The sequence below is a fragment of the Actinobacillus equuli genome (genome assembly GCF_900636745.1).
GTDB lineage: Bacteria > Pseudomonadota > Gammaproteobacteria > Enterobacterales > Pasteurellaceae > Actinobacillus > Actinobacillus equuli.
Map to the genome: position 1 here is coordinate 1303186 of NZ_LR134310.1, position 12867 is coordinate 1316052.

Genomic DNA, 12867 nt, shown 5'->3' on the forward strand with positions numbered 1-12867 from the left:
ATTTGCATTATATTTTTAATCTAAAAAATTTCAAGAGAACGCTTATAAAATTTCTATGGAAATAAAATCCGATTTTCGTGTTATTTGAGTAAAATTTTGCAATGCAAACGTTTGCGTTATCCGCTATAATGGCAGAGAATTTTTTTATTTCTCAAATACGGAATCAACAATGACTGTACAAACCTTTCGTGGCTCTCCTGCCCTCTCTGAATTTCGTCTTAACCAATTCCAAACCAAGTTCCAACAAAATGCGTTACCGGTAAAATCGGTCTATGCGGAATATGTGCATTTTGTCGATTTAAATGCTGAACTTAGCGCAGCACAAACCGCTGAAATTAAAGAACTTTTACATTACGGTCCGACACTCACCGAACACGAACCGGTCGGTTTTTGTTTAATTGTGACCCCTCGTATCGGTACCATCTCTTCATGGTCTTCAAAAGCGACCGATATTGCGCACAACTGCGGCTTACAAGCGGTAAATCGTATCGAACGCGGTTTAGCTTACTATTTTGAATTCAGCGCAGAGCCGACAGCAGCGCAAATCGAAACCTTAAAAGGTTTATTACACGACCGTATGTTAGAAACGGTGTTAGATAACGAAGCGCAAGCGGCAAATTTATTTGCTCAACAAGAGCCTAAACCGTTTACCACCGTAGATATTTTAAACGGTGGTCGTAAAGCGTTAGAAGAAGCGAACGTGAACTTAGGTTTAGCGTTAGCGGATGATGAAATTGATTATTTAGTCGAAAATTTCACTGCTTTAAATCGTAACCCGAACGACATCGAACTTTATATGTTCGCACAGGCGAACTCGGAACACTGCCGCCACAAAATCTTTAATGCGGATTGGACGATTGACGGTCAAAAACAAGAAAAATCATTATTCAAAATGATTAAAAACACCTTCGAGAAAACGCCGGACTACGTGCTTTCAGCTTATAAAGATAATGCGGCGGTAATGGAAGGCTCAAAAGTTGGTCGTTGGTTCCCGGATCAAGACGGTCAATACCGTGCGCACCAAGAAGATGCGCATATCTTAATGAAAGTAGAAACCCATAACCACCCGACTGCAATTTCACCATTCCCGGGTGCAGCGACCGGTTCAGGCGGTGAAATTCGTGATGAAGGTGCAACCGGTCGCGGTGCAAAACCAAAAGCAGGTTTAACCGGTTTCTCGGTGTCTAACCTTGTGATTCCAAACTTTGAACAGCCGTGGGAAAACCCACTTTCAAAACCGAATCGTATCGCTTCAGCACTCGATATTATGATCGAAGGTCCATTGGGCGGCGCGGCATTTAACAATGAATTCGGTCGTCCGGCGTTATTAGGTTATTTCCGTACCTATGAAGAAAAAGTAAACAGCTTTGCCGGTGAAGAAGTACGTGGTTACCACAAACCGATTATGCTCGCAGGCGGTATCGGTAATATCCGTGCCGAACACGTACAAAAAGGCGAAATTCCGGTCGGTGCGAAATTAATCGTGCTTGGCGGTCCGGCAATGAACATCGGCTTAGGTGGTGGTGCGGCTTCGTCTATGGCTTCCGGTAAATCAAAAGAAGATTTGGACTTTGCTTCGGTACAACGTGAAAACCCGGAAATGGAACGCCGTTGCCAAGAAGTGATCGATCGTTGCTGGCAGTTAGGTGAAGACAACCCGATTTTATTTATCCACGATGTAGGTGCAGGCGGTTTATCAAACGCAATGCCGGAATTAGTTCACGACGGCGATCGTGGCGGTAAATTCGATTTACGTAAAATTTTATGTGACGAAAAAGGTATGTCACCGCTTGAGATTTGGTGTAATGAATCGCAAGAACGTTATGTATTAGCGGTTGCGCCGGAAAAATTAGCGTTATTTACCGAATTATGTGAGCGTGAACGTGCGCCGTTTGCAGTGATCGGTGAAGCGACCGAAGAGAAACATTTAACCCTTAAAGACGATCATTTCGACAATAACCCGATTGATTTACCGATGAATGTGTTACTCGGCAAAACGCCGAAAATGCACCGTGACGTTTCGTCAAAAACTGTTGAAAATCAACCGCTTGATAGCCAACAAATCCAATTAAAAGAAGCGCTACATCGTGTGTTACGTTTACCGGTTGTCGCAGAAAAAACCTTCTTAATCACTATCGGTGACCGTTCGGTAACCGGTATGGTGGCACGTGATCAGATGGTTGGTCCGTGGCAAATTCCGGTAGCGGACTGCGCGGTAACCACGGCAAGTTTAGACAGCTACCACGGTGAAGCAATGTCGATGGGCGAACGTGCGCCGGTTGCTTTATTAGATTTCGGTGCGTCTGCACGCCTTGCGGTGGCAGAATCGATCACCAATATCGCAGCGACTAATATCGGTGAATTAAAACGCATTAAACTTTCGGCAAACTGGATGTCGGCGGCAGGTCACGAAGGTGAAGATGCCGGTCTTTATGAAGCGGTAAAAGCAGTCGGTGAAGAGCTTTGCCCGGCGTTAGGCATTACAATTCCGGTGGGGAAAGACTCAATGTCAATGCGCACTACATGGGAAGAAAATGGTGAGCAAAAATCGGTAACTGCACCGCTTTCATTAGTGATTTCGGCATTCGCTCGTGTGGAAGACGTACGTAAAACCGTTACACCACAGCTACGTACCGATAAAGGCCTATCAAGCCTATTATTAATTGACTTAGGTGAAGGCAAAAACCGTTTAGGCGCAACCGCATTAGCGCAAGTTTACAAACAACTCGGCGACAAACCGGCGGATGTAGTCAATGTAGAAAGCCTCAAAAACTTCTTTAATGCAATGCAAACTTTAGTGGCGGAAGACAAATTACTTGCTTATCACGACCGTTCGGACGGTGGTTTAATTACCACGCTTGCGGAAATGGCGTTTGCCGGCAACTGCGGCGTAGAAATTGATATTTCAGCGTTAGGCGATGACGATTTAGCGGTATTATTCAACGAAGAGCTTGGTGCGGTTATTCAAGTAAAAGATGCGGATTTAGCTCGTGTGCGTGAAGTATTAAATGCACATAATTTACTGGGCTTAACCAAAGATTTAGGTACGGTACACGAAGACGATCGTTTTGTGATTAGCCGTGGCAGCCTCAAACTTCTTAACGAAAAACGTTCGGAATTACGTGGAATTTGGGCGGAATTGACCCATCAAATGCAACGTTTACGTGATAATCCGGAATGTGCCGACCAAGAGTTTGAAACTAAAAAAGACCCGAATAACAAAGGCTTATCGACTTTCTTAACCTATGATGTTAACGAAGATATTACCGCACCGTTTATCAATAAAGGCGTGAAGCCGACTATTGCTATCTTGCGTGAACAGGGTGTAAACAGCCATTACGAAATGGCGGCAGCATTCGACCGTGCCGGCTTTAATGCGATTGACGTACATATGTCAGACTTAATGGCGGGTAGAAGAAATCTTAAAGATTTCAATGCGTTAGTTGCGTGTGGCGGCTTTTCTTACGGTGATGTACTCGGTGCCGGCGGTGGTTGGGCGAAATCGATTTTATTCAACCCAATGTTGCGTGAACAGTTCAGCCAATTCTTTGCGAACCCGAACACGCTTGCATTAGGTGTGTGTAACGGTTGCCAAATGGTTTCAAACCTAGCGGAAATTATCCCGGGTACAGAAAACTGGCCACGTTTCGTACGTAACAAATCGGAACGCTTTGAAGCACGTGTCGGTTTAGTGAAAATCAACGAAACCAACAGCCACTGGTTCCAAGGTATGGCGGGTTCACATATGCCGATTGCCGTTTCACACGGTGAAGGTCAAGTGGAGTTCAAATCGGCACAACAACTTGCCGGTTTAACCGCACAAAAACTTGTGATCGCACAATATATCGACAACAACTTACAACCGACCGAAGTTTACCCGGCTAACCCGAACGGCTCGGTAAACGGCATCACCGCAATTTCAAACACAGACGGACGTGTAGCCATCATGATGCCACACCCAGAACGTGTTTACCGCGCAGTATCTAACTCTTGGTGTCCTGATGATTGGACAGAAGATGGGGCGTGGATGAGATTGTTTAGAAATGCGAGGGTGGCACTTAAATAATTAAGTGTAAATTGATGAGAAAAGGCAACTACTAAAAGGTGGTTGTCTTTTTTACTTTTATATTTTGATCTATTTTTAGATAATTTTATTTTTATTATTTAAAGGATATTGTTTTATGGTTGTATTATTACATTTTATATTAGCTTTATTTCTATTTTTAATAACTAATTGGTTTGGAAAAAAATCTGTAGATTATGGGTATTATGAGTTTTCATTTTATGAACAAGAATATAATACTGTATTTGATCTATTGTATAAGTCATTTAGCCCTGTGGTCTTTATATTTATAGCATCATTGTTATTTCATAAATTAGGGTTTGATTCATGTATTATTGATATATATTATGTCGTGGTGTATAGTTTTCTAATTAGAGTGACATATATTATTGTCATGGGGAGACATAGCATAACTGACTGGAAAACCATATTTCTAATTAGTGTGGTTTCTACAAGCATATCATATGTAGTATATAATGAATTTTTATTAACTAAAGAGTTTTTAATACCATCAAAGGAAGATATAGCAACTGCATTATGGTTTGGTTTTATAGGATATATTTATAAAACATTAAATACAATATCTAATAATGGTGATAGCTATGAGAGAGAACAAAAATATATTTTGAAAATGAAGAGTGATTTTTCTTATCGTTTTGATTATGTTGTTAAGGAATTAACTTCTTCTGAAAAAGAAACAAATTTAATTTATTCCATTATGATTTATGAAAACTTTAATAGAGGCCTAGTTATAAGATTTTTGGAAAGAGTTTTATTCTTTACTAGATGTATAAAAACTACTGGTGTAATGCAAGTAAATAGCCCAAGTAAATTATCTGATATCGATAGTATAAGGATAGGAGGAAATATTTTAATATTAAAATATAGAGAAATACTTTCTTCTGAGAAGAATGAATATAATGCAATAAGAGAAAGTATCAAAAATTATAATCCTGACATACGATATATAAATAATGTAATGGAAATATATAATATATTAGATGAAGATCCTACTAACTAATATAAGTTTGTTTTTCCAATTATTGATGAGAAATAATTGGAAAAACTATTCAAAAAGAAAGTTAATCTATTTCGCTATCGTTACTAAGTAAAACAAGCGGTTAAATTTTCTTAAAAATTTGCAAAATATCAGGAAAATTCGACCGCTTGTTGTTATTCACTACCACGCACGAGCCGTACGTGGTTAGGAGGCTCTTCGAGCCTGTTGAGCCACGCTGTGGCTCTTGGTGAAAACCTTTAGCGAAATCAAATAGCTGTAAATACTGTTCTCGCACATTATTAAAATGTGATAGTGGTCACTTTTTTAGCGTGAGTTTTCATATATAGTCCGGTCAGATGAGTAAATTTTCTGATTGGGAGTATCAAATGAATATTTTTAAAGAAGCACCGGATCTTCCTATTACCAAAACAAAAGAGGAGATCGATAAAACCTATCGTTATTGGCGGATACAGTTAATGTTGGTCAGTTATGTCGGTTATGCAGTTTTCTATTTTACCCGTAAAGGTTTTAATTTTGTGATGCCGGCAATGTTGACCGATTTGGGTCTGCAAAAAGCGGATATTGGTATGATGGGGACGGCATTTTATTTGACCTATGGCGTATCTAAGTTTTTATCCGGTGTCATCGGAGATCGTTCTAATCCGAGATATTTTATGGGATTAGGCTTAATGGCAACCGGCTTGGTGAATATCTTCTTCGGGATGAGTTCTTCCATTTTTATGTTCGTTACATTGTGGATGATTAATGCGTTCTTCCAAGGCTGGGGCTGGCCGCCATGCTCAAAAATTTTAAACACTTGGTATTCTCGTAATGAGCGTGGTTTGTGGTGGGCGATTTGGAATACGTCGCATAATTTAGGCGGTGCGGTGATTCCGTTACTCGCAGGGGCGGCAACCTTAGCTTGGGGCTGGCGTTACGGAATGATTATTCCCGGTGTGATTGCGGTTGTGGTCGGGATTGGTTTGTGTGTTTTATTGCGAGACAGACCGGCTTCAATGGGGCTGCCGACCGTAGGGGAGTGGCGTAATGATATTGCGGAACAAAAACATGAAAGTGACGGCTTGGGCTTAACCACATGGGAAATTCTCAAACAATACGTATTTAAAAATAAAATTATTTGGGCGTTGGCGATTTCTTATGGTTTGGTTTATATCGTCAGAACCGGTATTAATGACTGGGGTAATTTATATTTAACCGAGACCCATCATTATGATTTATTGCAAGCGAATACGGTTATCGCATTCTTTGAAATCGGGGGCTTTTTAGGGGCGTTATTTGCCGGCTGGGGTTCCGATAAATTCTTTAAAGGTAACCGCACACAAATGAACATTATTTATGTGTTAGGGATTATTTCGGTTGCTTTGGGGTTATGGCTGATTCCAAGTGATGATAAATTCATTATGTCGAGTTTATTTTTCTTGATGGGCTTTTTTATCTTCGGACCACAATTCTTAATTGCGATGGCGGCAGCGGAAAACTCACATAAATATGCATCCGGCGCATCAACCGGTTTTGTGAGTTTATTCGCCTATATTGGTGCGGCAATTGCCGGTTTACCGTTATCATTGATTATCGAACAATTCAAATGGAACGGTTTCTTCAGCACGTTATTCATTATCTCATTAGCTTGTGCGCTATTACTCGTTTTAGTGTTTGTATTGCAAAACAGACGAAATCAAGCGATTAGCTAAGTGTTGTTATGCTTAACCTAGAACTGCTTGCCGTGCTAGGAGAACTGTCAGTGCGGGTGCTATCGTGTTTTTAGGAGAATAGAAAAGCGCTCATCTTTGAGCGCTTTTGTTTTGATCGCTAGATTAGTTGTTACCTGCTAACAAATATTCACGTAATTTTGCGAAATCTGCCGGCATGGTGTCAGATAACAATTCCATTTTGTTGTGTTTATCCAATGCTTCCGGTAGTGGTAATTCGATCTCTAAAATGCGCTCTACCGATTCTTTGAATTTCGCCGGGTGGGCGGTGCAGAGGAAAATACCGGTTTCGCCTGCTTGAAGCTGATCTTTTAACACTTGGTAAGCGATCGCACCGTGCGGTTCGCATAAGTAGCCTTCCGCATATTGTGCTTTTAATGCCGCTTCGGTTTCTGCATCATTTAATGCCGCTGAACCTAAATCGCTTAACGCCCAGCCGTTACGTTTAAATAATTCTTCTACACGTGGCCAGTTGTTCGGGCGGCTTACGTCCATTGCATTTGACAGGGTTGCAACCGTTGCATTCGGTTCCCATTTACCTGATTTTAAGTAACGAGGTACAGTGTCGTTCGCATTGGTTGAAGCGATAAAACGTTTGATTGGTAAACCTAGAGTTTTTGCGATTAAACCTGCTGTTAAGTTACCGAAGTTGCCGCTTGGTACCGAAACCACTACGTCAGCACGTTTTTCTTTAGGTAATTGTGCTACCGCTTCAAAGTAATAACAAACTTGCGCTAATAAACGGCTGATATTGATTGAGTTTGCTGAGTTTAAGCCGATCGCTTGACGTAATTCTGCATCGTCAAACGCTTGTTTTACTAAGGCTTGGCAAGCGTCAAAGTCCGATTCGATCGCAACGGTACGAATATTGCCGCCTAAGGTACAGAATAATTTTTCTTGTAACGGGCTGATTTTGCCTTTCGGATAAAGGATCACCACATTGATATTTTCTAAACCGTAGAATGCGTGTGCAACCGCCGCACCGGTATCACCTGAGGTTGCGGTTAAAATGGTGATTTTGCCGTCACCACGCACGCTTGCAAGCGCTTGTGCCATAAAACGACCGCCGAAGTCTTTAAACGCCAGTGTCGGGCCGTGGAACAGCTCAAGTGCATAAATGTCGTCATTCACTTTTGCGAGCGGTGCGGGGAAGGTAAATGCATTTTTTACCATAGCATTTACCGTTTCTTGCGGGAGCTCTTCACCAATCAGCGCCGTAAGAATTTTTTGACTGCGCTCAACTAAAGGTAAATCGAGTAACGCCTCGATATCGTCAAATTTTGGTAACACTTCAGGGAAAAATAAACCCTGATCTTTACCTAAACCTTGGCGCACGCCTTGTGCAAAATTCACTTGTTCTTCGGGGTGTTTGATGTTGTATAAGTTCATTAGGATGGGTCCTTTATATTAAGAGTGATTTATCTGATTCTAGCCATTATCCTTCGTTAGTCAATGCAAAAGGCGTGATTATTTGCGCAAATTTTTAAAATCTTCACCGCTTAGGTAAAGTACAAAGAAATATCTCGCCATTCTCTTTTGCAAGCGGTTGAATTTGCTTTAAAATTTGCAAACTTTTGCATAAATTCGACCGCTTGTAGCCTATGAAAAGCCTATTCAAAAAGATTCAAACCGACTGGTTGTCGGAAAATATCATTAAAACGCTTCCTATCTTTATTGCGATAAATCTTGTTTCGGTTGTGGTGTGGCAATTACAGATGTCACATCTTGCTATGCCGTTGGTGCTGGGGGTAATTGCCGGCGGTTTAGTGGATTTGGATAGCAGTTTAACCGGCAAAGTGAAGAATTTAGCACTGAGTTTAGTCGCTTTTTCGTTATCCACTTTGAGTGCGCAGTGGTCGCTCAGTGTAGGCTGGTTGTTTTTGCCGGTGGCAATGGTCAGCACTTTTGCGTTAGTGATGTTGGGGGCGATTGGGCAGCGTTATAGTACGATTGCTTTCGGTACGTTAATTGTGTCGGTTTATACTTGCTTGACCTACAGCGCAGACGATAGTTGGTACGGCAGTCCGTTAATGATTTTAGCCGGTGCGCTGTTATATGGGCTGGTCAGTATTGTCGTGCATTTATGTTTTCCGAATCGTTTGGTGCAGGAAAACTTAGCGAAAGCGTATGATGCGTTAGCCGCCTATTTACAGGCAAAATCAGAATATTTTGATCCGGACGATGATGATTTGCCTGCTAAGCAATTGGCGTTGGCAAAGGCAAATCAGCAAGTGATGGCGGCTTTCGACCAAACTCGAGTTTCGCTGTTTTATCGTTTACAAGGGCAACATCGCCATGTCCGCACCCGTCGTTTATTGCGCTATTACTTTACCGCGCAAGATATTTTAGAGCGTGCGAGTTCCAGCCATTATCAATATCACGAACTTTTCCAACAACTCAGCAATAGCGATTTAATGTTCCGTTTTCAGCGGGTGATGGAACTTCAGGCGATGGCTTGCCAACGAATCGCTTCAGCGCTGCGTCATCGAGAAAGCTATCAACACAGTGTGCGGGGCGAGAAAGCGTTACAAGGTTTGTTGAATTCATTGAATTATCATCAGGCAAGAGGGTTACATAGTGCGCATCGTTGGTTATCGATTGCCGAGAACTTACGCAATATTGAAGGGCAGTTAAGCCAAATTGAGCAACAGACATCAGTAGATAATTTACGCAAAGATTTTGCCAAATCCGCCCGCTTAACAGCGGAAAACGTATCGGGTTTACGTAATATGTTTTCGGCGATTCGCAGCCAATGTACGCTTTCTTCACAGCTATTTCGTCATGCGTTACGTTTATCGTTAGTGGTATTTGCTTGTAGTTTAATCGTGTTTTTATCCGGCTTAGATAACAAAGGTTATTGGATTTTGCTGACCGCTATTTTCGTTTGCCAGCCGAATTATTCCGCCACTAAAAAACGCCTGATTCAACGGGTGATCGGGACAATGCTCGGGGTGTTTGTCGGCTATTGTTTCCAATATTTTTCACCCAGTTTGGAAGCGCAATTGGGGCTAATTACTTTAACCGGCAGTTTGTATTACTTTTTTAGGGTAAGTAATTACGGCTCTTCCACCTTCTTTATTACGCTATTGGTGTTTGTGAGTCTAGATGTGGCGGGCTTGGGCGCACAAAATGCCTTATTGCCTCGTTTATTTGATACGTTATTAGGCACAGCAATTGCGTGGTTGGCGGTTTCGTTTATTTATCCGGACTGGAAATATTTGAATTTACATCAAAATTTACAGAATACGTTGAAAGCAAGCGGGCAATATTTACGCCATATTTTGGCGCAGTTGCAATTCGGTTATAACGATCAGCTTGGCTATCGAGTGGCACGCCGAGACGTACATAACCATATTTCAGCGTTGAGTGCGGTAATTTCAAATATGCATAGCGAGCCGCAAAAATACCAAAATGCGCTGCATTTTGCCCCGACGCTATTGGGGGTAACTTATACATTGTTAGGTTATATTTCCGCATTGGGTGCTTATCGGGTAGAAAGTCATGAACTGAATCATCATATTGATTTTTCCGCAATTTTCTTTAGCCAGAGTAAAAAAGTCGTGAAGGTTTTAGATGAAATGACTTATGCGAAAGTTAGCGGTGTGCATATTGAGCAACAGCTAGCGGACATAGATCAGGCGTTAAATCAATTTGAAATTGAACATCAAGCCGGAGAAGACCGATTAGCCTTGGTGTTAACACAACAATTGCGTTTGATTGTGCAGCTCTTGCCTCAACTTCAGGCATTGGTAAACAAAGAACATTTCTATTCACAGCAGCATTAACCGTCAACAAGCGGTCCGATTTGCCGAATTTTTTGCAAATCGAACCGCTTTTTTATTACATATACGTATAACAATGCACCATAGATTGTATGAAATTTCGCAAAATAGTCTTAGAATGCGAACTTGCACATCCTTAGTCTGCCTATATTGATGTGTGGAATAGATTTATTTATGGAGAGTTTTAGTGTTAAGTAAACAGTCTGCAATTCAAGGCTTTATTTTGGCAGGGTTATATAATCTTGTCGGTATTTTAGGTTTTACTCAGTTTTTCACCAATCCCACCTTAATGGAAAATGATCCGATCGTTTTTTCTTGGCTTGGTCAAATTGCGATTATTTTATGGGGCTTGGCTTATTGGTCGGTCGCTCGTCGCTTTTGGTTAACGCCTCACTTAGTATTAATTTTTTGTTTGGAAAAAATGTTGTATGCCGCCGCTTGGGCATATTGGCTAGCGACCCAGCCCGAAAAATTAGATGCGCTTGCCGGACAATCTATGCTGATGTTTTGCTTTTTTGCTAGCTATGGTTTCGGCGATTTCTTATTTGGTCTTTTCTTCGGGTTGGCGGCAATCAACGCTTTTAAAGGCCGTTATTATTAGACGGCTAAATTTTTCATAACATAATGATAAGGAAGTGAACTTATGCACAAACTCACGGCAATTTCCAGTGCGCTAGCATTGATCGGCATCAGCCAAGTGGCAAATGCAGAAACTCAAACCGATTGGTCGGCGGTGCAGCAATGTGCCGCATTAAAAGAGGCGAAAATTTACGATACGCAGATTATCAAAATTGAATGGTTGCCAGCCGGCGAATTACCCCAAGATAAGAATGCGGCGATGAGCGGTGCAAGTGCGAAGCCGGTGACTGCCGGCGCACATTGTATTGTCACCGGTGAAATAGAAAAACGTATCGGGGTAAACGGCAAACCGTATGCGATTAGTTTCCAACTTCGCTTACCGGAACAATGGAATAAGAAATTCTTATTTCAAGGCGGTGGCGGCACGAACGGTGTAGTATCTCCTGCGATTGGTAAAACACCGGTGCGTGGTTCGGACGCTTTACCAGCGCTGTCTCGTGGTTATGCGGTGGTGAGTACCGATAGCGGCCATGGCGGTGGTTCTCGGGACACCTCGTTTTCGGAAGATCAATTGGCTCGTTTTAACTATGCGCTAGCTTCCACCGGTAAAGTAACAGCGGTTGCTAAACAACTTATCGAACAAATGTATCAAACGAAGCCGAGCAAGAGCTTCTTCATGGGCTGCTCGAATGGCGGACGAGAGGCGATGCAAGCGGCAATGCGTTATCCGCACGAATTTGACGGGGTAGTCGCCGGTAATCCAGGTTTCCGTTTATCGAGAGCCGCCGTGGCGGAAGCGTGGGATAACCAACATTTCTTGAAATATGCGCCAACCAATGAAAAAGGCGAAAAAATTGTTGCCAATGCGCTGACGCAAGCGGATTTGGACGTGGTGGTAAAAGGCGTGCTTAAACAGTGTGATGCCAAAGACGGCTTAGCGGACGGCATCATTAACGCTTGGGAACAGTGCGACTTTAAACCGGAAATGGTAAAAGCGGAATTAGGTGAGCGTGCGGAACAAAAAGTCGCGTTATTAAATGCCATTTTTGGCGGGGCGAAAAATAGCCGTGGTGAAAACGTATATGCTTCTTGGCCTTATGACGCTGGTCTGAATACCAACGGTTGGCGAGTGTGGAAACACGGTTCTTCGCAAACGGCTGAACCGAATGCCATCAATTTTACCATGGGCGTGAAAAGTTTAGCGCAATATTTTATGACACCGCATAATCCGGCGTTTGATACGCTCACATTCGATTTTGATAAAGATGTTGCCAAAACGGCTGAAATCGCCGGGGTAAATGATGCCGATGAAACGGATTTATCTTACTTCCAAGCGAAAGGCGGTAAGATGATTATTTTTGAGGGTGTGTCCGATCCGGTATTTTCCGCACATGATTTACGAGATTGGTATAACCAATTGCAGGCGAATATGAAAGATGTACAGGGTTTTGCTCGGGTATTTATGGTGCCGGGTATGAACCATTGCGGTATGGGGCCGGCCACGGAGAACTTCGATCCGCTTACGGCGTTAGAGCAATGGACGGATGAGGGCAAAGCGCCTGATTTTATTCTTGCAAAAGCTGGACCTGAGATGTCAAATAAAGCGAAAGAAATGCCGCTGTGTCCATATCCGAAAATTGCGACTTATGTCGGTGGAGATGAAAACAAAGCCACCAGCTTTGAATGTAAATAGGGTGCAACTCTAATAGACAA

Annotated in this window: 7 protein-coding genes; 6 read left to right on the forward strand and 1 reads right to left on the reverse strand. The window is 42.3% G+C overall.

Features of this window, described 5'->3' with window-relative positions:
• Nucleotides 1-169: 169 nt before the first annotated feature.
• The 3 genes from purL to uhpC all read left to right on the forward strand — a co-directional run bounded on the left by purL (nt 170) and on the right by uhpC (nt 6775).
• Nucleotides 170-4066 (forward strand): phosphoribosylformylglycinamidine synthase, encoded by a 3897-nt coding sequence (gene purL, locus EL121_RS06150; RefSeq protein WP_039198426.1) that lies wholly within the window; start codon nt 170-172, stop codon nt 4064-4066.
• Between the two features lie 115 nt (nt 4067-4181).
• Nucleotides 4182-5084: a hypothetical protein gene (locus tag EL121_RS06155; protein ID WP_052190403.1), complete on the forward strand. Its 903-nt coding sequence runs from the start codon at nt 4182-4184 to the stop codon at nt 5082-5084.
• 365 nt (nt 5085-5449) lie between these two features.
• Nucleotides 5450-6775 (forward strand): MFS transporter family glucose-6-phosphate receptor UhpC, encoded by a 1326-nt coding sequence (gene uhpC, locus EL121_RS06160; RefSeq protein ID WP_039198427.1) that lies wholly within the window; start codon nt 5450-5452, stop codon nt 6773-6775.
• A gap of 123 nt (nt 6776-6898) precedes the next feature.
• Here the strand turns inward: uhpC and thrC are convergent, their stop codons facing one another.
• Nucleotides 6899-8182 (reverse strand): threonine synthase, encoded by a 1284-nt coding sequence (gene thrC / locus EL121_RS06165; RefSeq protein ID WP_039198428.1) that lies wholly within the window; start codon nt 8180-8182, stop codon nt 6899-6901.
• A 212-nt stretch (nt 8183-8394) separates the two neighbouring features.
• On the opposite strand from thrC, the gene yccS reads away from it, so the two are divergent.
• The 3 genes from yccS (at nt 8395) to EL121_RS06180 (ending at nt 12847) form a co-directional block, all read left to right on the forward strand.
• The gene (gene yccS / locus EL121_RS06170) at nt 8395-10578 is read left to right on the forward strand and encodes a YccS family putative transporter (protein ID WP_039198429.1); all 2184 of its coding nucleotides are present in this window, start codon (nt 8395-8397) and stop codon (nt 10576-10578) included.
• A gap of 184 nt (nt 10579-10762) precedes the next feature.
• A complete protein-coding gene (locus EL121_RS06175) occupies nt 10763-11176 on the forward strand; it encodes a hypothetical protein (protein ID WP_005621446.1) in 414 nt (137 codons plus the stop codon).
• Between the two features lie 42 nt (nt 11177-11218).
• A complete protein-coding gene (locus tag EL121_RS06180; protein ID WP_039198430.1) occupies nt 11219-12847 on the forward strand; it encodes a tannase/feruloyl esterase family alpha/beta hydrolase in 1629 nt (542 codons plus the stop codon).
• Nucleotides 12848-12867: the final 20 nt, after the last annotated feature.

Coding starts and splice junctions, on each gene's coding strand:
- yccS (WP_039198429.1), top strand. CDS start 8,395: ATGAAAAGCCTATTCAAAAAGATTCAAACCGACTGGTTGTCGGAAAAT.
- EL121_RS06180 (WP_039198430.1), top strand. CDS start 11,219: ATGCACAAACTCACGGCAATTTCCAGTGCGCTAGCATTGATCGGCATC.
- purL (WP_039198426.1), top strand. CDS start 170: ATGACTGTACAAACCTTTCGTGGCTCTCCTGCCCTCTCTGAATTTCGT.
- uhpC (WP_039198427.1), top strand. CDS start 5,450: ATGAATATTTTTAAAGAAGCACCGGATCTTCCTATTACCAAAACAAAA.
- EL121_RS06155 (WP_052190403.1), top strand. CDS start 4,182: ATGGTTGTATTATTACATTTTATATTAGCTTTATTTCTATTTTTAATA.
- thrC (WP_039198428.1), bottom strand. CDS start 8,182: ATGAACTTATACAACATCAAACACCCCGAAGAACAAGTGAATTTTGCA.